Raw genomic sequence first — 18,802 nt, forward strand, 5'->3', positions numbered from 1 at the left:
CGCCGAGTGCGCAAATCCCCAGGAGCATAGCTGTTCTATGTGACTGGGGTGAGAGCACAAAGGCAACAAAGCTATAGCCTCAAAGATAAAGGGTAAAATGCTGAAGTAAATCGGTTGGGGCGCTAGGTGCCCCAACCGAATTCTCCAGACCAAAATCTAAGCGGAGGGTCTATGACCAAATCTGAATTGATCGAAAAACTTGCTAGTGATTTTCCTCACGTCCAGGTCAAGGATGTAGAGTCGTCAGTAAAAGAGATCCTTGAGCAGATGGCCGGTTCTTTAGCTGTCAATGAGCGCATTGAAATCCGTGGTTTTGGTAGTTTTTCTCTGCATTACCGTGCACCACGGGTCGGTCGTAATCCGAAAACCGGTGACAAAGTTGAACTCGACGGTAAATACGTCCCTCATTTTAAACCAGGTAAAGAATTACGCGACCGTGTAAAAACGAATACCTGATCATGGAAGTCTTCAGCACTGCTGTTAATCAGTGCCGGCGGAGTTGGGTTTGAGAAAACTTGTTTATATATTTTGTTTTATCGCGTTGCTGGTGATTGGCCTGTTTTTTGGCTCTATCAACCAACAAGCTGCCGAACTCAACTATTTTATCGCCAAAGCCGAACTAAGGGTGGTGGATATCGCCCTGCTGTTTTTGTTACTCGGTTTTGCAGTTGGCCTTAGTTTGTCCCTGTCTATTTTATTCAAACTCAAAACCAAACGTTGGTTTGCCAGAACCATTGGTAAGTCCTGACCCTTATGCTTGAGCTGCTTTTTCTGTTATTGCCGATTGCTGCCGCCTACGGTTGGTTTTATGGTCGTAACAGCCTGCGGCGGGAAGAGCTCAAAGGCAAAGCCCATGTTGCCAAAAACCTTTCCTCTGGTTTGAATTTTTTACTGACCGATCAAGAAGATAAAGCGATTGAGCAGTTGTTGCAGTTACTCGATATTGAAGCTGCGACCATTGATACCTATCTGGCTCTCGCCAATTTGTTCCGCCGTCGTGGAGATTGGGATAAAGCCATCCGTATCCACGAAAAATTACATCATCTAAAACTGCCCAAAACGCAGGCCCAGCAAATTCAGCTGGAACTGGCCAACGACTATTTTTCGGCCGGACTTTATGATCGCGCCGAGAAGCTGCTGACCGAGCTGGTGCAGGCCGAGCAATTACGTGAAAAAACCCTGAAACTGTTATTCACCTTGTTTATTGCCACCCATGAGTGGCATAAAGCCGTGTCGTTCAGCCACGATGTCGATAAAACAGATTCGAAGTCGCTACGGATTGCCATCGCCAATATGCGCTGCCTTGATCAGCAAAAACCGCTGGACGCTTTTTCGCTGCGGTTACTCAGTCAGCAATACCCGCAAGCCATCCGGCCTAAATTTGAGCTGGCGCAAATGTTGTTAAAACAGCAGTTGCCGGAAGAAGCGGCCGTTGCATTTAAGGCCGTGCTGCAGCAAAAACCGCAATGGGCGGCAGAAATTCTGCCAGGCCTGGCACAGTGTCAGTTGCCTTCGGCGGAGTGGTATCAGTTACTGAGCCAGCTGGCGCACAAAAATAAAAACATCACCGCAACCATTTTCTTAGCGGATTGGCTGGTCCAGACCGGATCGCCAGCAGCGGGTGAGCAACTTTTACTAGAGAAGCTACAACAAAAACCAAACATCCGGTTATTTCAGCGTTTATTGCAGTTACGCCAAATCACTGAGCCTGAGCATCGCGCGGCTTTGCATTCGGTCGAACAGCTGGTCAATGCTTATCTGGAAACCAAAATTTTATTCAGTTGCCGTAATTGTGGATTTAAAACCCGCCAAACCTATTGGTTATGCCCGTCCTGTCAGCAGTGGGAAACGGTGGAGCCACTTTCCGGCATCGATGGTCGTTAATCTCAAAGGTTTAGTTTATGAAAAATAGCCCAATTGTTGTCGCGCTCGACTTTGAACAAAAATCAGCCGCTTTGGATTTAGTCAGTCAATTAGACCCTGCGTTATGCCGGTTAAAAGTCGGTAAAGAGATGTTTACCCATTTTGGTCCATCTTTTGTAAGCGAACTGCAACAGCGGCAGTTTGAAGTGTTTTTAGACTTAAAATTCCATGACATTCCAAACACTGTCGCCAAAGCCGTGCAAGCTGCAGCCGATTTAGGGGTGTGGATGGTCAACGTGCATGCCAGTGGTGGCAGCAAGATGATGATTGCGGCGCGCGAAGCGCTGGTTAAATTTGGTGCCGACAAGCCGTTATTGATTGCCGTCACTGTGCTGACGTCGATGGAACAAGCTGATTTAACTGAGCTTGGTATCAACTTAACTCCGGCCGAGCAGGTATTAAAACTGGCAACGCTGACCGCAAATTCGGGTCTCGATGGCGTGGTGTGTTCGGCGCAGGAAGCGGCGATATTAAAACAACAATTCGGTCAGAGTTTTTGTTTAGTCACACCAGGCATCCGACCGTCATTTGCCAAAGCTGACGACCAAAAACGGGTGATGACGCCAAACGAAGCACTGGCGGTTGGTGTGGATTATCTGGTGATCGGTCGTCCTATTACCAAGGCCGCTGATCCGCTGGCTGCATTGCAGGCTATTTATCAGGAAATTCAGCTGAATAAGGTCTCGGGTTGATTTTCTTTCCCCTGAACTTAAACAGGTACAGTAAATGGAGCCAAATGCCCGATTGCGCAAATTTTAAAGCGGCGTAATCGACACTGAAGGTAGCGATGAAGCTGACGGCGGCAGCAGTTGCAAACTGGACTCTTGCTGCAACGCCTTGGGGAAATACTTCTCCAGCAGCGCCCACAGCACAGCGATCGTTTTTAGATCGGGCTCACCGGTTAATTGCTCTGGTACAAAATGTCGCTGAAAGGCGAGCAGAAAAGCGCGGCTTTGAACATCGTGTTCGCCAGTGACCTGAATGCCATACCCATACAGTTTTAATGCGCGTTGCACTGTTTTGATCTCCGGCAACGCAGGTAACTGTTGCCAGTAGCGCTGCATCACCGCAGCGTCATACCAAGCTCCGACGCCATTGGCGGCTAACCATTGCCAGGGGAAACGAATGCCTGGATCTTGTTTTCGAAGTGGCACGATGTCGCTGTGACCAAGCACACGGGTCGGGGTGATATCGGTATTTCTGGCCAGAATGTCCTTTAACAAGCCGAGTAACAGCTGCAATTGTGCCGGATCAAAATCGGCAGCCACACAAAGCTCGGCTTGCTGTTGCAGCCGATTTGGCCGTTGTCCACACCAACTTTCATTCACTAATTCAATACCGATGGAATGATCGTTTAAGCCGCTGCGATCTTCCCATTGGCTACCACCGGCGTGCCAGGCGCGCTGTTGCTCTGGTACTAGCTGGTACACCTTTAATGCTTGGTCGGCAGGATAGGTTTTATCACCGGATTGTGGGATCAGATAATGTGAACTAACCGGCCGTTTGTTGGGCTTCGTTAAAATATCCAGCGAATGTTGCCAATTGCCAGCGGTGTAGTGAATGACCACAAAGCGCACCCGGTCATTGCGGTTTGCTGATTGATATTGCTGATCGACCTGCAGATAAGGTGTCTGACTACAGCCGCCAACGAGAAATAGCAGCGCGGCAAGACTACCATGCCAAAACATGGTGCCGACGGTGTTTTGAGCACCTGGGACTAAAACTCTCGGTTGGTACCTGAACATCTGCAATCCTTTGAAGTAATACCGTTGTTTTACCAAAGCTGTTTTACCAAAGCTGTTTTACCATAGTTGTCGCCAGAGCGAAATCTTGAACCGCCTATCGGGTTAAAAGGTTGCTTATCCAAAGCGCCCGCGCTAGTTTAGCCGCAGCAATGTTGTTGATTAGAAATGTTGTTCATTATCAAGGATGTTCGTTATGAACCACTCAGACTACCCGCAAATCCGCCAGGCAGGGGAAAACGCACTGCTGATTTATCTGGCGCCGGTGGCCGATCCGCAGGTGTTAGCTCAGGTGCAGTGGTTAAGCCAGCAACTGCGTCAGCAGCTGGGTTCATTGCTACAGGAAATCATTCCTTCCTACAATTCAGTGCTGCTGGTGTACGATTTTCTGCGCTTAGATCAATCACAGCTAGAGCTTTGCCTCGCCGATTTATTAGCACAGCTACCAGAGCTGGCTCTACGCAGTAAGCAAGGCGTTAGCAGTTCGAAAAGCGCAGCCGACAGCAGTGGCAAACTGATTGAATTACCTTGTTATTACAGTGCCGAAACGGGTCCCGATCTGGCGGCTGTTGCAGCGCAGCATCACTTAAGCGTAAATCAATTGATCAAAATCCACAGCGAACAGCAGTATCAGGTGTATGCCATTGGTTTTGCGCCAGGTTTTGCATATCTTGGTTGGGTTGATGAACGGATCGCTACCGTCAGGTTAACAACGCTCAGATTAAAGGTGCCAGCGGGCAGTGTGGCCATTGCCGATCGCCAGACGGCGGTGTATCCGGCCGCATCACCCGGCGGCTGGAATTTGCTTGGCAATTGCCCAATCCCGTTGTTTGACCTGCAAAAAGATCCGCCGATGGCGCTAAGCACCGGTGACGCGGTGCGATTTGTGCCCATTGAACGTGCTGAATATCTGCGCCTTGGAGGTCAATTGTGACAGCGCCTAGATCGGGATCAGTATCCGAATCAGCGGCTCTGGTGCTGCAAAAAGTGAATGTGTTTACTCAGCTGCAGGATTTAGGACGTTTTGGCGCCGCCAGTATGGGCTTGACACAGGGCGGTGTGGTTGACGCTACGTCAGCCCGGCTTGCCAATGCGCTGGTCGACAACGAGCCCACAGCGCTGCTTTTAGAAATAGGGCTGGGTGCAGTGCAGTTTCGTGCTATCGGCAGCGTCACGGTTGCGGTGACAGGCGCCGCAATGCCGGTTTTTCTAAATGGCCAACGCTATGAGCGTTATCAAAGTATGCAGCTGCAGCATGGCGACCAGCTTGAAATCGGTTATAGCAAAGCAGGTGTCCGTTGTTATTTGGCAGTTGGCGGTGGTTTTTTGGTCACTCCGGTGCTGGGCAGCTGTGCCACGGTGCTGCGGGAAGGGGTTGGCGGTATTAATGGACAACCATTGCAATCGGGCACCGCTTTGACGGTGGCTGCCAGACCGGCCAGCACAACCAGCACAGTCATTCGACTTCCATCGGTGCGCAGTGTCGATTACCAGTTTCAGCTCAAAGCCAAAGCGATGCAAAATATTCCGTTTGTGGCTGGAGCCCAGCAGGCGGAGCTTGGCGCAGCCATCTTGGCCCGGTTTCAGCAAAATGTGTATCAGGTGCAACCGATGTCGGATCGAATGGGGATGCGGTTACGTGGTGCTGCTTTGCCAGTGGCGAGTCAGGCCTTGTTATCGGAAGGTATTTGCTTGGGGGCCATTCAGTTACCGGCTGATGGCCAGCCAATTGTGATGCTGAACGACCATCAGACCATTGGCGGTTACCCGAAAATTGGCGCAGTGACCCGGTTGGGGGTCAACGCTTTGGGCCAATGCCGTCCGGGAAATTTGCTACGCTTTGTTGAAGTTTCGCAGCAGCAGGCGGTGGAGCAAGCCCGCGCGCACGAACTTTGGTTAAGCACTTTGGAGCAGCAGATTCGTGGCTAAACCATGGCGTTGTCGAGTATAAATTCGGCTGGAGTTATTGCCCGGCCAGCTGTTGTACCCACTTATCCAATAATGGCCGTCCTTTTGCTGAAGCATGCGCTGCGTTGACAAAACCGACAAAAATCCACGGCCGGTTCTGACTATCCCAAACATAACCCGCCAGCGCCGTGACATCGCGTAATGTGCCGGTTTTTAGCCGCGCGCGTTGCCAGGCTGGACCATTTTTTAACCGCTGTAGCAAAGTGCCATCGACCCCTGCCAGCGGCAAACTGGCGACAAATTCTGCGCTGTAACGACTTAACCAACTTGCGTCAAGTAAGCCAGCAAGCTGGCGTGCACTGATTTGTGCCGAACGCGACAAGCCGGAACCATTGTCGATGACAAGCCCTGCGGTTGATATGTTGTGCTGCTTAAACCAATGGTGAACACGCTGGTCGGCCAGTTGTTGCGTGGTATGTGATGTGCTCGGCGTTGGATTTGTGTCCACAGGCTCAGCCAGATTGGCATACAGCAACCGCGCCAGGGCGTTGTCAGAAAATTTATTGATCCGCGAGACAATTTCCGGCAACGGCCGACCAAGATGTTGCACCAGCAGTTGGCTGTCTGCATCAGCTTGTTTAAAAATAACGCTATTACCCATAGTGCCGCCCAGTTGGCGCCAGTATGTTTGCACGGCCAGCTGTAAATTTAGATCCCGATCGAGCAGTTCTAATTGACCTTGCCACTGACAATTAGCTGGAAATTCGCCGACGATTTTTAGTTGCCGTTGCTCCTGTAATGATTGTTCCTGTGATAATTGTTCTGTTGATCGCTGCTGTACAACAATCTGCTGCCGATGGATGGAAAACGTATCACAAGCGACATCGACCAGCTTGAGAGCGCTCAGATCCAATTGCAATGCCGGCCAGCCCGGACTAAACCAGCCTTTGACGCCTTTTGCCGCCGATTGCAACGACAACCAATGCATATTTTGTTGCAGCATCAGTGGATCCGGCACATGGTTGTATCGGGCGCGGGGCGCTTCATCAAATGGCTCAGCGGTTGGCGACGGCCGGTTCGGACTGAAACTTTCGCGGTCAAACTGCAATCCTGCCGGGATATGCCGCACACCCTGATCATAAAGTTGCTGCAGCATAAAGTTCAGCTCACCGTAACTTAAATCGGTATTGCTACGACCTTGCACTATTAAAGGCCCGGATAAGGTCTGCCGGTCGAGATCAGTTTTCTGCACCAATAACTGGGTTTCACCACGCCAGTTATTGCCTAACAGATCCAGTGCGACGCTGGTGGTCAGCAACTTCATGGTGGAAGCCGGCTGCATCGGCCGGTCGGCGGCGAATGACAGCTCATCTGCATTACCATCTGTATTAACTGACAGCGGCAGCATCAGCACCGAAACGTCATCCGGGGATAAACCGGCGGCCAGGATATCCTGCTGCAACTGAAATTTTGGGGTACTGCTACAAGCGCTAACCAGCACCGCCAGGAATAACCAGCTGCAATGGCGGAATTTTCGGCTGCTGATGGCGATTACATCTAAAAAGTTCATGGTGTAGGTGGGAGCTCCGGCAACTGCCATGCTTGTGTTAATAATTGATATTGCTGTTTCGGCAATAACAAATAAAGCGGTTTTTTCGCTGGATCTAACCAGCTAAGCAGGGCACTGAGTTGTGGTTTTGCCATGGCAGTACAACCAGCTGTGGCGGTGACTGGCGATTGCCATAAATGCATAAAGATACAGCTGCCGCTACCTGCGATATTGCTCGGATTATGGTCGATAAATAAACCCTGTTGGTATACCTGATCGCCCTTGTTGTGCAGATCACGACGCATCGGCTCGGTGCTGTTCGCGGTCCATCGTGGCTGAAACTTCCGCCGGTCAACCGTTTGGTTGTATAGGGGCGATGTAGGGACATCGATACAAAAATCATCCGCTTGCATCGCTTGATAAGGCATTGCGGTGTGCAAAGTCGTGGTATATCCAAAAGCGCCACTCAGCGTAAACAAACCTGCTGGTGCCCGGCCATCACCTTCAACTTTTTGCAGGCCGGGCTGCTGTGGGTGTAGACCTAAACCCCAGGCCAGGCCTTTTTTGCCGAGAGTCACAGCACCGCGCATCGGTTGTGCGTGCCAGCGATTGTGCATTTTTTCAAAGCTATAGAGCTGCCCGTGGCTGGCGTCCCAACCGTCGCTGACCACCACAATCAGCTGGGTGGATCCACCGATTATAGCCAGTTGCGACGGCTCAGCAGGTTTCGGCGCTGGAGTTTGCACCACGCTGCAAGCTGTTAAAAATAAAACAGATATTGCCAGTAAACGCATAACCATCCTCAAAAATCCGCAGTGTCAGGGGTGTTGGTTGTGTTTCTGTGGACCCTCAGTATACTGAGGGTTATCTCTGATTAGCCAGCGACATTCAGGCTTGAAAACGACCCAATTATATCTGTTCCGTCCGAAATTCAACGCCGCTTGCTGGCTGGGTCTGGCGTGGCTGTTGTTGGCCTTTGGCACCGCTTGTAGCACAGTGCCGCTACCTAAAACGCCAACCCAAACTTCAGCATCTACATCAAGCTTTCAAAGTGACATCCCAAAGCTAACGGCAGACCATCTGCACCTAGATTATTGGCTGCAAAAAACCGCGAATGCTGAGCAAACCCTGTTAAGTCTCGCTGAAATTAAGCGCTTTAACCAGCATTTAATCAATATCTTACCCGAAGTGATTGACGTATTTGCCGAGCCTGAATCTTATCTGGCAGCTGCTGTCAGAAAAATGATTGTCGATTTAAGTCATGCTTCTACCAACCCAAGATTTAATCAGGCCGGGGAGCTGCTGACAACTGAACACTGGCAACAGTTTGAACAACGACTGGCGTTAGAAAATCTATCAGCTCAAGTAGGCGCTCGTTTTGCGTTAGTCACCAGCCGCGGTAATCTTCGAACCTTTCCGACTCAAGACGCAGTTTTTAGTAGTGCTACTGATCAGCAGCTAGACAGATTCCAGGAAACTGCAGTGTTCCCCGGTGAAGCGCTCCAGGTGCTGCATTATAGTCAGGATCGGCAATGGGCCTTTGTCAGGCATTATCATTACCACGGCTGGTTGGCGACGGCGCATTTTGCGCTGGCTGAAAAATCGGTGGTACAGCAGTTTGTTGAGGCGAAAGATTTTGTCCTGATCACCGGCGCCCGCGCTGCAACCAACGTCACGCCAGAAATGCCACTAGCTTCAGTGGTGCAACTTGAGATGGGCGTCAAGCTACCAAGAGTGCGGCAACACCAGATGGTGATCCATGGCCAAAACGCCAGTTTTAGCTATGTGGTACAGCTGCCAAACCGTCAGCCAGATGGATCGCTAGAGTTGGTGAGTGCATTAATCGCCAGAAATCAGGATGTTGCTGAGCGCTATCTGCCGCTCACCAAAGCCAATATCTTAGCCCAGGCCTTTAAATTTCTGGGCGAGCGTTATGGCTGGGGGCATGATCTCAACGCGCGTGACTGCTCCGGTTTTATTGGTGAGGTGTTCCGCAGCTTTGGCTTGGTGCTGCCGCGCAATACCGGTAGTCAGGGGTTGGAGAGCTTCGGTGCGGTGCGGTCGCTCGCCGAAGCCTCATTGGCGGAAAAACAACAAAGTCTGCAGCTGGCGCAAGCGGGCGATCTGATTTTTATGCCAGGGCATGTGATGTTGGTTTTGGGGCAGGAAAGTGGCGAGACTTTTGTGATCCACGATGTCGCGGGTCTGCATTATTTCAAAGCGGATGGCAGTTTTTATGATTCGCGGCTTAACGGCGTCAGCATTACCCCGTTATCGCCGCTGCAACGCAATCCGCAACAATCGTATATCGATGGCATTTATCTGCTGAAAAGCCTCAGCCGGGAGTTTTATGCTGATTGAACAAATTGACTGTTATGTGCTGACAGTTCCGTTAGTGACGCCGTTTAAAACTGCTTTACGCACCGTAGAGCAAGTGCAGGATCTGGTCGTCGCTATTCGCAGTGCAGGCTTTACTGGTTATGGCGAAGCGGCGCCCACGCTGGTGATCACCGGCGAAAGTCTGGCGTCGATGTATTTTGTGGTGGAGCAGGTGCTTAAACCACGGCTATTAGGCAAATCGCTGCTGGATTTTAATCAGCTGCTGAACATCGTCCAGACGAGTGTGATCGGCAATACCAGCGCCAAAGCGGCGGTTGAAATTGCTTTATATGATTTAAAAGCGCAATTCGCAGGGCTGCCGCTTTATCAACTGCTTGGCGGCGGGCCGGTCGAACTTAGCACCAATTTGACAATCAGCGTCAATGCCACTGCGACGATGAATGAAGATGCGCAAAAAGCGGTGGCGCTCGGTTATCAGCAACTAAAGCTCAAAGTGGGGACTGATCTGCAGCAAGATATCGAGCGGGTGATAGCGGTGAGTCGGGCAGTGCCAGCCGGTATAGCGCTGCGATTGGACGTCAATCAGGGCTGGACCGCCAAACAAAGTATTTATGCGTTGTCGAAAATCGAACAGGCCGGTGTGGAACTGGAGTTAGTGGAACAGCCGGTGAAAGCGCAGGATCTGGCGGGGCTAAAAGCAGTCACTGCAGCAATACACACACCGGTGATGGCGGATGAAAGCGCCTTTAGTCCGCAGCAAGTTATTCAGCTACTGGAGCAACAAGCCGCTGATATCATCAATATTAAACTGATGAAAACCGGCGGTATCAGTAAAGCCATCCTGACGGCGCAAATCGCTGGTTTGTATCAGGTGCCTTGTATGATGGGTTGTATGCTGGAATCCGCTATCAGCGTTGCAGCGGCGGCACATCTGGCGAGTGCGTTATCGCCTTTGGTCAGTAAATTTGATTTAGACGGGCCGACATTGTGCCGGTTTAATCCTTGTCAGGGCGGAACTGTGTTTGACCGGTCTCAAATCGTCCTCAATAGCAGTCCAGGGCTTGGGATCCAGCATATTGGTCATTTACAAAGTGTAACGACACTGCTGTAAATGGTCACGACGAAAACCTGCATCAGATTAAAACTTAAGAAGTTTCAGCGGTCTTTGTGCCGATTTCGAATAACCATGTTGCACAATATTTCGTCATATATTTTTACACCATGTAATTTAGTGTAATCTAAATCATTGATATTAGAATAATTTAATATTGGCTCAAATCTGGCATGTGAATTAATTGCAACATAATCCATTCCTATAAGTGAGCACACTATGATAAAAAAAGCTTTCGCAGTTGGTTCTGTTTTGACATTACTTTCCGGCTTCGCTAACGCCGGTGTGATCCGTCACGATGTGCCAGACTCTTCGTATAAAAACCTTTCTTATCAATCACAATTCGACAGCGTCGGTGCGGTGTTATTTGATACCAACGATGGTGGTTATATCTGTAGTGGTACCGTGGTTGCCAAACACTGGGTATTAACAGCCGCGCACTGTGTCGATGAAGCGACGTCCATGACTTTCCATTTACCCGAATTTAATGCCGACCGCTCAGGTATTCTTGGCCATAAAACTTACACCGCGACGTCCTGGGTTGCGCATAACAACTGGACTGGCAACTTAATTGAAGGTTGGGACGTTGGCCTGATGTATGTGGAAGAAGGCTTTGATGTTGGCCCGGCTGAGTTGTATCGCGGTTCTGGTGAAGCAGGTGCTGTTGGCACTCATGTTGGTTATGGCGCTACTGGTAATGGTACTACCGGTGCAACTATGGGTGCTGGTACTCGTCGTGCAGGCCAGAACGTGGTTGACGGTATGTTTTCAACTGACGGGACTGGTGAGCAACTGATGTGGTCTGATTTTGATCATCCGGATCCAGCTGCAACTGATAGCTACGGTGATGTGTACAACGATTGGGTCAACTTTATTTATGGCTTCAATGATTTTGGTTTCAGCTCAGATAATCTGGCGTTAGGTCTGGAATATTCGATTGCTGGTGGCGATTCAGGTGGCGCAGTCTTTATTGAGGAAGCCGGTGAATTCTTTTTAGCTGGTGTCCATTCACTGGGCTGGCAAATTGGTGATTATCAGGCCGGTTATGGCAATCTGTATGCTTCCACCCGTGTCAGCGATACTTTAAGCTGGATTGACAGCTACATTGCGGAAGAAGTGCCGGTCACCTCAACCATTGCCTTATTCGGTGCAGGTTTTATGCTGTTAGGTTTACGCCGTCGTCGTCAAGACGCTTAATCTGGCAGTCATGAAGAAAGCAAAAGGCCAGCGTCTGCATACGCTGGCCTTTTTTCTGGTCGTTATTTAATCAGCAAATTAACCAATCAGGCTGGCGGCCATAAATGCCAGTAAATAGGCCAGGGCGCCGTAACCTGCCACTAAACCTAACACCAGTTTGGTACTGCCAGTTTCGGCTTTAAGCGTGGCAACGGTCGCCACACATTGAAGTGCAACCACATAAAACAACAAAATCCCGATCCCAGCGCCAAAAGCCAGGCCATCTTGCTGAATATTGGCAGCCAGACCTGCGATATTTTCATCAGCGCCTTCAATGCCAAATAAGGTGCCTAATGCGCCAACAAACACTTCCCGGGCTAAAAATGACATCAGAATGGCAATGCCATAACGCCAGTCGATGCCAAGTGGCGTGAACAGCGGCTCGATAAAATGACCAATTTGCCCCAGGTAAGAATATTCCAGACCACCGGCGTCGGACGGGAAATATCCCAAAGTCCAAATCACCAGCGACACCACAAAAATCACCGGACCGGCACGATAAATAAACTGTTTGGCGCTTTGCACCACCCGGTGAATAAGCGGTTTCCAGTGCGGTAACCGATAGGTTGGCAGCTCCAGAATAAATGGCATATCAGATTTGGCATCATCGTTAGCAGTGCGCGACAGCACAAAGCTTACCAGTAGCGCCGTCAAAATCCCGAATAAATACAATGAGAAAAACGCCACCCCCTGTAAGTTAATCAAACCGCCGAGATATTGTTGTTGCGGAATAAGCACGCTGATCAACAACGCATACACCGGTAACCGCGCCGAGCACGACATCAGCGGAATAGTCAGCATGGTAATCAAGCGTTTGCGCGGCGATTCAATGGTTCTGGCCGCCATAATGGCCGGAATAGCGCAAGCATGTGCTGATAAATAAGGAATAAAGCTGCGGCCGGACAGGCCAAAATAACTTAATGGCCGATGGCAAATCAGCGCCGCCCGCGCCAGATAACCACTGTCTTCGAGTAAGCCGATGATGAGTGTCAGCACCATAATTTGCGGCACAAACACTAAAAACGAACCTAAGCCGCCAAAAATGGCGTCATTGAGGAAATCGCTCAGCATCCCCGGGCCAATCATGCCGGTGATGGCTTGCGCCAGGGCACCCAACGCATTTTCAACACCATCCATTAAAGGTGTGGCAAAAGTGAAAATACTTTGAAATAACAAGAACATCACTAATAAAAATGCAATGCTGCCGCTGACATTATTCAGCATAAAGGCATCAATGCGATTTTGGGTTTTCAGAACGATGCTGGCTTTGATACCATATTTGGCCGCCAGTTTACGGCTTTGCACCAGTGGGTTGACCGGCGTGTCCGCTGCAATATTGGCGGTGGTGGCTTCATTCATTGGCTCTGCAGGGACGGTTGGCGCATTCGCCAGCGCCAAAGCTTGCTGTTTAAATTCGCTGATCCCTTGTAAAGTTTTCGCCGACAAAGCCGCTACCGGACAACCCACATCTGCCGCCAAAGCATTCACGTCAATGTGGTGACCAAAACGCTCGACTTCATCAATCATATTCAGCGCAAACAGCATCTTTTTATTAAAACGCCGTGCCAGCGCCAGCATTTGCATGCCGAACACCAGACTACTTTCCAGCCTGGTGGCATCAAGATTACAAATAATCAGTGCGGTATTGTCATCGAGCAGCGCCTGATTAATTTTTTCGACCGCGATATCTTCGTCACGCGATAGGGTGCTCATCGAGTAAGTACCCGGAAAATCGACTAGCTCGAACGCATCAAAGCGGCCGGTTTTTAGCTCGACCGTGACACCGGGAAAGTTGGCAACTTTTTGTCGTAAACCAGTGAGCTGGTTAAATAATAAGCTTTTGCCTGAGTTTGGTTTTCCAACCAGAATAATACGTTTCATAAAGGAACCTGTGGGCTTGGCACAACAACGGACGTTTTCGATAACGTCGTGCAGGACAGTGATAAATGGACTTTAGCAACAATTAGCCGGATCACGACTATCAGCAAAACCATAGCGTTACGACAGTGGCTGAATAAAAATGTGGCTGGCAATTTGTTGTTCCAGCGAATAAACACAATCGGCAATCGCCACCACCACCGGACCATTAAATGGACTGCGGCGCAAACACAATACGGTTTGGCCTTGATCTAAACCCATTTCGCTTAACCGGTTCAGTACCAGCTGGTGCAGACCTTGTTTCAGACCCGTAATCGTGACCGATGCACCTTTAGGCGCGTCCCATAATGTCAGCATAACCAATCCAATTTCAATTAAGATGCTAATGCAAAGTATTTGCATTATCCCCGAAATGCCAGGGAGGTACAAATGATTTAGGCTGCCATTCGTCGTGCGATGATTTGCAGTTGACCCGCACCGCAGAAGCGGTTAATTTGCACCTTCTTGCATAAGGAGCATTGATGCGACTGCAACTGTTACTGATTTTATGTTTTGCACTGACAGCCTGGTCTAGCCAGGTGGGAGCTTCGGCTATGGCGCATTGCCAAACGCACGAGACGACCGAAGTTTTGCAAGCTCAGACAGTTCATACCGTGCAGATAGCCGCTCAAGTTCATAGCAATGCGGAACATACTATTCACCACAATCTGCAAGACAGTGTTGACCACGACCATGCCGTAGATCAGCAGTCCAATCTGCATGATTGTTGTGATCAGAGCGCTGATCAGCAACATTGCAGTGGTAGTTGCCCCAGCTGCGATGGCTGTTCAACCGCTCATGGCGCCGCAATGCCAACGGTGTGGCAGATGAAAGCCACTATTGCTCAGCAAAAAATTCAATACTTCGACGATTTCTATCTCCAATCACAAAGTCCCACCCAGGAACGACCTCCTAAACACTAAGCTCTCACTATCAGCTTTGACCTACAGCTATCTGCTGTCTGGTGCAATAAGCTTCCAACTTCAACGAAACAGGTTTTAACAACCATAATTTGTTGCAGCTTTATCTAGTTTTTGATTAAACAATTGGGGATAACCTGATGACTATTTTTAAAACGCCAGGGCGTGAGTCCAAGCGCGCGCTTTTGCCGCTGCTGTTATCGAGCTGTCTGCTGCATAGTGGCACCGTAGCCATTGCAGCGGAGCCTGCGCACCCAGAGCCGATACCGAATGTGCAGCTACCGGACGTGCTGACGATGGCAAATCCAGACGTTGGATCGGTCGAACGTCACACGTATCAACCGCTACCAACACAAACGATCGCCATGCCGAAAATCAGCAATTGGCAAGCTGCCAACAGCAGAGTCAAAGAGCTCGGTGGCTGGATGTTTTACGCCAGTGAAGCGGATGCTGCCGTACCAGAGCAGCCTTCAGCAAAGCCGGCAGAACACCATTCAAAGCATCACCATCACGCTGACAAAAAGCCAAAGCCGGCAACAGCGGCCACACCGGTAAAGGATCAGCCATGAACAACCAGAAATACTTGCCATTGCTGCTAAGCACGGTGCTGCTGACACTTGGTGGCTGCGCGGTGCAAAGCGGTGACGATGTCGCGGTGATTTCCAGCCAATTACAGAGTGTCATGACACAGTCGTTGCATCATCCACTGCATCTTTCGTTTAATAAGGCCGAGCAGGAAAACGCCGCTGCCAGAGTGCACGACTTGCTCCAACAACCACTGACCATGCAACAGGCGGTTGAAATTGCCATTTTGAACAACCCCGATATTCAGGCTGAACTTTGGTCGTTGGGGATAGCGCAGGCCGATTTACGCCAGTTATCGACCATGCCCAATCCCGGGCTGAAAATAACCCGCGAAACCGGCGGTGACGGCAGTACCGAGCTTGAGTTTGGTTTTAACTTGTTGGCACTGTTGACGCTGCCGACAGTGCGCGATTTGGCGCTGCAGGACTATTCGATGGCGCGGCTTGCTACAGCGCAGCGGATTGCGATGATCATTCACAACACTAAACTGGCGTACTGGCACACTGTGGCAGCGGCTGAAGTGCTGACTTTTGTCGAAAAAGTACAGCACGGCACCGAAGCCAGCGCTGAACTGGCGAAACGGATGGCGGCTACCGGTAATTTTAATAAATTGCAGTTTTTACGTGAGCAAAGTTTTTTAAGCGACAGCACGCTTAATTTGGTGTTGGCGCGTCAGGCACTGCATAGCAGCCGTGAAAAACTCAAACGCCAGCTTGGGTTGTGGCAAACCGCAGATCTGCTGCAATTACCACAGCGGTTACCTCAAGTGCCGCAACAGCGCCAACCAATCGAGATTATTACCAAAACCGCGCAACAAAGTCTGGATCAACGGCTCGATGTGCAACTGGCAAAAATGCAGTTAACCCGGCTTGCCGATCAGGCTGGACTCACGCGAGCCACCCGGTTAGTGAATGTATTTTCAGCGGAAGTTGCCGGTAATGTGCAACATTCCGATGAGCGCAGTTACAGCCTGATGTTCGAATTACCCTTGTTTGACGCTGGTCAACATCGGCTCAAACGTGGCGAGGCGCAATATCAACAAGCTGTCGCACAGGCCACCAGCATTGGTATTCAGGCGCGAGCAGAACTGCAACAAAGTTTCTACAACTATCAAACGCAACACGATATCGCGCTGCATTATCAGCAAACGGTACTGCCACTGGCGCAGCAGATCGCTGAAGAAAACCAGCTGTTGTATAACGGTATGTTTATCAGTGTGTTTGAATTGCTGGCCGATGCCCGCAGCCAAATCAGCGCTGTTACCGGCACAATCAATGCAAATCGAGACTTTCTGATTGCAACGGCCGAACTGGAAATGGCGCAAATTGGTACGCCAGGGACAGATTTTCCGGCGCCGTTATTACAGCCAAATAAAAGTAGCGCCGGTGGTCACTAAACGTCTGTGGCCAATCAACGAAGATTCGGGAGTTTTCGCATGTATTCAAGAAGAGATTTACTGAAAAATGTCGCCGCCATTGCCGCCGGCGTGAGCGCTGCCGCAGTCAGCAGATCGGCGCTGGCCGCTATTCCGGAAGCGGTGATCCAAACGTCTCCCAATACCATGGGACCATTGCAGCCTAACAACGGCCGCGATTACAACCCGGTCGTCACGCTAAACGGTTGGACTTTGCCTTGGCGGATGAATCAGGGCATCAAGGAATTTCATTTGGTGGCCGAGCCGGTGCTGCGCGAAATTGCGCCCGGTATGACCGCGCATTTATGGGGTTATAACGGCCAGTCGCCGGGGCCGACCATTGAAGTGGTGGAGGGCGATCGGGTACGGATTTTTGTCACCAATAAATTGCCGGAACATACATCGGTGCATTGGCACGGCCAGCGGCTGCCCAATGGTATGGACGGCGTTTCTGGGCTGACGCAAAAGGCGATTGCCCCTGGCAAAACTTATGTCTATGAATTTGTGGCGCGCCGCCCCGGCACCTTTATGTACCATCCGCATGCTGATGAAATGGTGCAGATGGCGATGGGGATGATGGGTTTTTGGGTGACGCATCCCAAAGAACCGCATCCGCATATCGCTGAAGTGGATAGAGATTTTGTGTTTCTACTCAATGCTTACGACATTGATCCCGGAAGTTACACGCCAAAAATCATGACCATGCTGGATTTTAATCTCTGGACCTGGAACAGTCGGGCTTTTCCGGGCATTGATCCATTGGTGGTGCGCACTAACGATAAAGTGCGCATTCGGGTCGGCAATTTAACCATGACCAATCATCCAATCCATCTACATGGCCATGAATTTACCGTGACCGGAACCGACGGCGGACCGACACCTCCGGGCAGCCGTTGGCCGGAAGTGACCGCCGATATTGCGGTTGGTCAGATGCGACAGCTGGAATTTGTTGCGGACGAAGCAGGGGACTGGGCCTTTCATTGCCACAAATCACATCACACCATGAATGCGATGGGCCACGATTTGCCCAATATGATTGGTGTTGATCACAGCGGTTTGACTAAAAAAATTCAGACGCTGGTACCGGAATATATGGTGATGGGCGAACGCGGCATGGCCGATATGACTGAAATGGCGATGCCGCTGCCCGACAATACCTTGCCAATGATGACCGGCGACGGCCCTTTTGGTTCGGTGGAAATGGGCGGCATGTTCAGTATTTTAAAGGTTCGGGACAATCAGCCTGCCAATAACTATCAGGATCCGGGTTGGTTTGAACATCCGGCGGGCACCGTTGCCAGTGAATGGCAGGGTGGTGAGCTGGCACACCCGGAACGAAATGGAAATAGCGGCGGTCAGTCAATGCCGCTGAAACACCAGCATCAACACAATATTGAAATGAAAGTGCGAAAACCAACGTCGCATGACGGGCACTAATGCCCACAAATGGCACACGCCAATGATGCCGATTCAACCGAACCTATAACTATTCATAACGGAGTATAAAATGATTAAAAACAACAACCTCATGTCAGTCGCAACGATGTCCAAAACCCTGGGTTTGATGCTGCTGGTAAGCTGCAGTAGCGCCAGCGCCATGCCACATGACGGCGTCAACCATGCGGCACATGCTGAGGTAGCACAAACAGCGAATGCAGCACAGCAAAAAACCACCGAACTCACCAAAGCAACGGTGCGTAAAATCGACCTGGCAGAAGGGAAAATCACCTTAAAACACGAGGCCATCCAAAATATCGGCATGCCAGCAATGACCATGGTGTTTAAAGTCGCTGATCCGGCAATGTTGCAAGGTATTGCCGTTGATGATGCAGTGCTGTTTGCTGCTGAAAAACAAGATCGGAAGTTACTGATCACAGCACTTGAGAAACAACAAAAACCTTAATTTTCTGGTTCTGAAAACGTACTTGTCTTGATCTGGAAATTAGATGAAACTGGCTAAAAATTTAAAAAAATTAGCCAGTTTTTATAAACTTGTGCATCAATTCTGATAATTTCAAGTATAGAGGCAGGAGTATGTAAAATTTTCTGTGTAAGTGGCTGTTTATCATAGCGATACACGGTCACCGTACATGATAATGAACTGATTCATCGCCGGTTTCCAGTCCCTAAGTGGCATTGTCCACTTCTTCGCAATTT

Annotated in this window: 19 protein-coding genes; 14 read left to right on the plus strand and 5 right to left on the minus strand. The window is 50.1% G+C overall.

Annotation, left to right across the window (positions count from 1 at the left end):
* Window positions 1-171 precede the first annotated feature (171 nt).
* Genes ihfB through pyrF form a run of 4 tightly spaced genes read left to right on the plus strand, consistent with a single transcriptional unit; the run spans window position 172 to window position 2,615 of the window.
* Window positions 172-456 carry an integration host factor subunit beta gene (gene ihfB, locus EOE67_RS10260; RefSeq protein WP_127698992.1) on the plus strand — a complete coding sequence of 95 codons (285 nt, stop codon included), beginning with the start codon at window positions 172-174 and terminating at the stop codon, window positions 454-456.
* Between the two features lie 49 nt (window positions 457-505).
* Window positions 506-748 (plus strand): lipopolysaccharide assembly protein LapA domain-containing protein, encoded by a 243-nt coding sequence (locus tag EOE67_RS10265; protein ID WP_127698993.1) that lies wholly within the window; start codon window positions 506-508, stop codon window positions 746-748.
* Between the two features lie 5 nt (window positions 749-753).
* Complete coding sequence (locus EOE67_RS10270; RefSeq protein WP_127698994.1) at window positions 754-1,884, plus strand: tetratricopeptide repeat protein; 1,131 nt, start codon at window positions 754-756, stop codon at window positions 1,882-1,884.
* 17 nt (window positions 1,885-1,901) lie between these two features.
* Window positions 1,902-2,615, plus strand: a complete 714-nt coding sequence (pyrF, locus tag EOE67_RS10275) for an orotidine-5'-phosphate decarboxylase (protein WP_127698995.1) — start codon at window positions 1,902-1,904, stop codon at window positions 2,613-2,615.
* A 63-nt stretch (window positions 2,616-2,678) separates the two neighbouring features.
* Here pyrF and EOE67_RS10280 read toward each other — a convergent pair whose 3' ends face one another.
* Window positions 2,679-3,668: an N-acetylmuramoyl-L-alanine amidase gene (locus tag EOE67_RS10280; RefSeq protein ID WP_127698996.1), complete on the minus strand. Its 990-nt coding sequence runs from the start codon at window positions 3,666-3,668 to the stop codon at window positions 2,679-2,681.
* A 193-nt stretch (window positions 3,669-3,861) separates the two neighbouring features.
* Here EOE67_RS10280 and pxpB point away from each other — a divergent pair, with 193 nt between their 5' ends.
* Together pxpB and EOE67_RS10290 are read left to right on the plus strand one after the other, a co-directional pair.
* Window positions 3,862-4,599, plus strand: coding sequence for a 5-oxoprolinase subunit PxpB (gene pxpB / locus EOE67_RS10285; RefSeq protein ID WP_127698997.1), 738 nt, complete (start codon window positions 3,862-3,864; stop codon window positions 4,597-4,599).
* Entirely contained in the window at window positions 4,596-5,594 is a 999-nt protein-coding gene (locus tag EOE67_RS10290; protein WP_164852284.1) for a 5-oxoprolinase subunit C family protein, read from the plus strand. Before pxpB ends, EOE67_RS10290 begins: the two co-directional genes overlap by 4 nt.
* 34 nt (window positions 5,595-5,628) lie before the next feature.
* On the opposite strand, the gene dacB is transcribed toward EOE67_RS10290, so the two are convergent.
* Window positions 5,629-7,143: a D-alanyl-D-alanine carboxypeptidase/D-alanyl-D-alanine endopeptidase gene (dacB, locus tag EOE67_RS10295; protein ID WP_164852285.1), complete on the minus strand. Its 1,515-nt coding sequence runs from the start codon at window positions 7,141-7,143 to the stop codon at window positions 5,629-5,631.
* Window positions 7,140-7,916: a L,D-transpeptidase family protein gene (locus EOE67_RS10300; RefSeq protein WP_206099552.1), complete on the minus strand. Its 777-nt coding sequence runs from the start codon at window positions 7,914-7,916 to the stop codon at window positions 7,140-7,142. The genes dacB and EOE67_RS10300 overlap by 4 nt, the downstream gene beginning before the upstream one ends.
* A 100-nt stretch (window positions 7,917-8,016) precedes the next feature.
* Here EOE67_RS10300 and EOE67_RS10305 point away from each other — a divergent pair, with 100 nt between their 5' ends.
* The 3 genes from EOE67_RS10305 (at window position 8,017) to EOE67_RS10315 (ending at window position 11,770) form a co-directional block, all read left to right on the plus strand.
* The gene (locus EOE67_RS10305) at window positions 8,017-9,483 is read left to right on the plus strand and encodes an SH3 domain-containing protein (protein ID WP_127699001.1); all 1,467 of its coding nucleotides are present in this window, start codon (window positions 8,017-8,019) and stop codon (window positions 9,481-9,483) included.
* Window positions 9,473-10,573 (plus strand): dipeptide epimerase, encoded by a 1,101-nt coding sequence (locus EOE67_RS10310; RefSeq protein WP_127699002.1) that lies wholly within the window; start codon window positions 9,473-9,475, stop codon window positions 10,571-10,573. Before EOE67_RS10305 ends, EOE67_RS10310 begins: the two co-directional genes overlap by 11 nt.
* A 252-nt stretch (window positions 10,574-10,825) precedes the next feature.
* Window positions 10,826-11,770 (plus strand): trypsin-like serine protease, encoded by a 945-nt coding sequence (locus tag EOE67_RS10315; RefSeq protein ID WP_164852286.1) that lies wholly within the window; start codon window positions 10,826-10,828, stop codon window positions 11,768-11,770.
* A 78-nt stretch (window positions 11,771-11,848) separates the two neighbouring features.
* Here EOE67_RS10315 and feoB read toward each other — a convergent pair whose 3' ends face one another.
* Together feoB and EOE67_RS10325 are read right to left on the minus strand one after the other, a co-directional pair.
* Window positions 11,849-13,690, minus strand: coding sequence for a ferrous iron transporter B (gene feoB, locus EOE67_RS10320; RefSeq protein ID WP_127699004.1), 1,842 nt, complete (start codon window positions 13,688-13,690; stop codon window positions 11,849-11,851).
* Window positions 13,691-13,807: 117 nt separating this feature from the next.
* Complete coding sequence (locus tag EOE67_RS10325) at window positions 13,808-14,044, minus strand: FeoA family protein (RefSeq protein WP_127699005.1); 237 nt, start codon at window positions 14,042-14,044, stop codon at window positions 13,808-13,810.
* Window positions 14,045-14,208: 164 nt separating this feature from the next.
* Between EOE67_RS10325 and EOE67_RS10330 the strand changes: the two genes are divergently transcribed.
* From EOE67_RS10330 to EOE67_RS10350, 5 genes are all read left to right on the plus strand, one after another.
* Window positions 14,209-14,649, plus strand: coding sequence for a hypothetical protein (locus tag EOE67_RS10330; protein WP_127699006.1), 441 nt, complete (start codon window positions 14,209-14,211; stop codon window positions 14,647-14,649).
* 137 nt (window positions 14,650-14,786) lie between these two features.
* Window positions 14,787-15,215 carry a hypothetical protein gene (locus tag EOE67_RS10335; protein ID WP_127699007.1) on the plus strand — a complete coding sequence of 143 codons (429 nt, stop codon included), beginning with the start codon at window positions 14,787-14,789 and terminating at the stop codon, window positions 15,213-15,215.
* Window positions 15,212-16,627 carry a TolC family protein gene (locus EOE67_RS10340; protein WP_127699008.1) on the plus strand — a complete coding sequence of 472 codons (1,416 nt, stop codon included), beginning with the start codon at window positions 15,212-15,214 and terminating at the stop codon, window positions 16,625-16,627. The genes EOE67_RS10335 and EOE67_RS10340 overlap by 4 nt, the downstream gene beginning before the upstream one ends.
* Window positions 16,628-16,666: 39 nt before the next feature.
* Entirely contained in the window at window positions 16,667-18,082 is a 1,416-nt protein-coding gene (locus tag EOE67_RS10345; RefSeq protein ID WP_127699009.1) for a multicopper oxidase family protein, read from the plus strand.
* A gap of 70 nt (window positions 18,083-18,152) precedes the next feature.
* Window positions 18,153-18,548 (plus strand): copper-binding protein, encoded by a 396-nt coding sequence (locus tag EOE67_RS10350; protein ID WP_127699010.1) that lies wholly within the window; start codon window positions 18,153-18,155, stop codon window positions 18,546-18,548.
* The last annotated feature ends 254 nt before the right edge of the window (window positions 18,549-18,802 follow it).

The organism is Rheinheimera riviphila, from assembly GCF_004005945.1.
Classification (GTDB): Bacteria; Pseudomonadota; Gammaproteobacteria; order Enterobacterales; family Alteromonadaceae; genus Pararheinheimera; species Pararheinheimera riviphila.

Excerpts from the sequence above, each read along its gene's own strand:
- ihfB (WP_127698992.1), top strand. The coding sequence starts at position 172 with ATGACCAAATCTGAATTGATCGAAAAACTTGCTAGTGATTTTCCTCAC.
- EOE67_RS10270 (WP_127698994.1), top strand. The coding sequence starts at position 754 with ATGCTTGAGCTGCTTTTTCTGTTATTGCCGATTGCTGCCGCCTACGGT.
- pyrF (WP_127698995.1), top strand. The coding sequence starts at position 1,902 with ATGAAAAATAGCCCAATTGTTGTCGCGCTCGACTTTGAACAAAAATCA.
- EOE67_RS10280 (WP_127698996.1), bottom strand. The coding sequence starts at position 3,668 with ATGTTCAGGTACCAACCGAGAGTTTTAGTCCCAGGTGCTCAAAACACC.
- pxpB (WP_127698997.1), top strand. The coding sequence starts at position 3,862 with ATGAACCACTCAGACTACCCGCAAATCCGCCAGGCAGGGGAAAACGCA.
- dacB (WP_164852285.1), bottom strand. The coding sequence starts at position 7,143 with ATGAACTTTTTAGATGTAATCGCCATCAGCAGCCGAAAATTCCGCCAT.
- EOE67_RS10300 (WP_206099552.1), bottom strand. The coding sequence starts at position 7,916 with ATGCGTTTACTGGCAATATCTGTTTTATTTTTAACAGCTTGCAGCGTG.
- EOE67_RS10310 (WP_127699002.1), top strand. The coding sequence starts at position 9,473 with ATGCTGATTGAACAAATTGACTGTTATGTGCTGACAGTTCCGTTAGTG.
- feoB (WP_127699004.1), bottom strand. The coding sequence starts at position 13,690 with ATGAAACGTATTATTCTGGTTGGAAAACCAAACTCAGGCAAAAGCTTA.
- EOE67_RS10325 (WP_127699005.1), bottom strand. The coding sequence starts at position 14,044 with ATGCTGACATTATGGGACGCGCCTAAAGGTGCATCGGTCACGATTACG.
- EOE67_RS10330 (WP_127699006.1), top strand. The coding sequence starts at position 14,209 with ATGCGACTGCAACTGTTACTGATTTTATGTTTTGCACTGACAGCCTGG.
- EOE67_RS10335 (WP_127699007.1), top strand. The coding sequence starts at position 14,787 with ATGACTATTTTTAAAACGCCAGGGCGTGAGTCCAAGCGCGCGCTTTTG.
- EOE67_RS10340 (WP_127699008.1), top strand. The coding sequence starts at position 15,212 with ATGAACAACCAGAAATACTTGCCATTGCTGCTAAGCACGGTGCTGCTG.
- EOE67_RS10345 (WP_127699009.1), top strand. The coding sequence starts at position 16,667 with ATGTATTCAAGAAGAGATTTACTGAAAAATGTCGCCGCCATTGCCGCC.
- EOE67_RS10350 (WP_127699010.1), top strand. The coding sequence starts at position 18,153 with ATGATTAAAAACAACAACCTCATGTCAGTCGCAACGATGTCCAAAACC.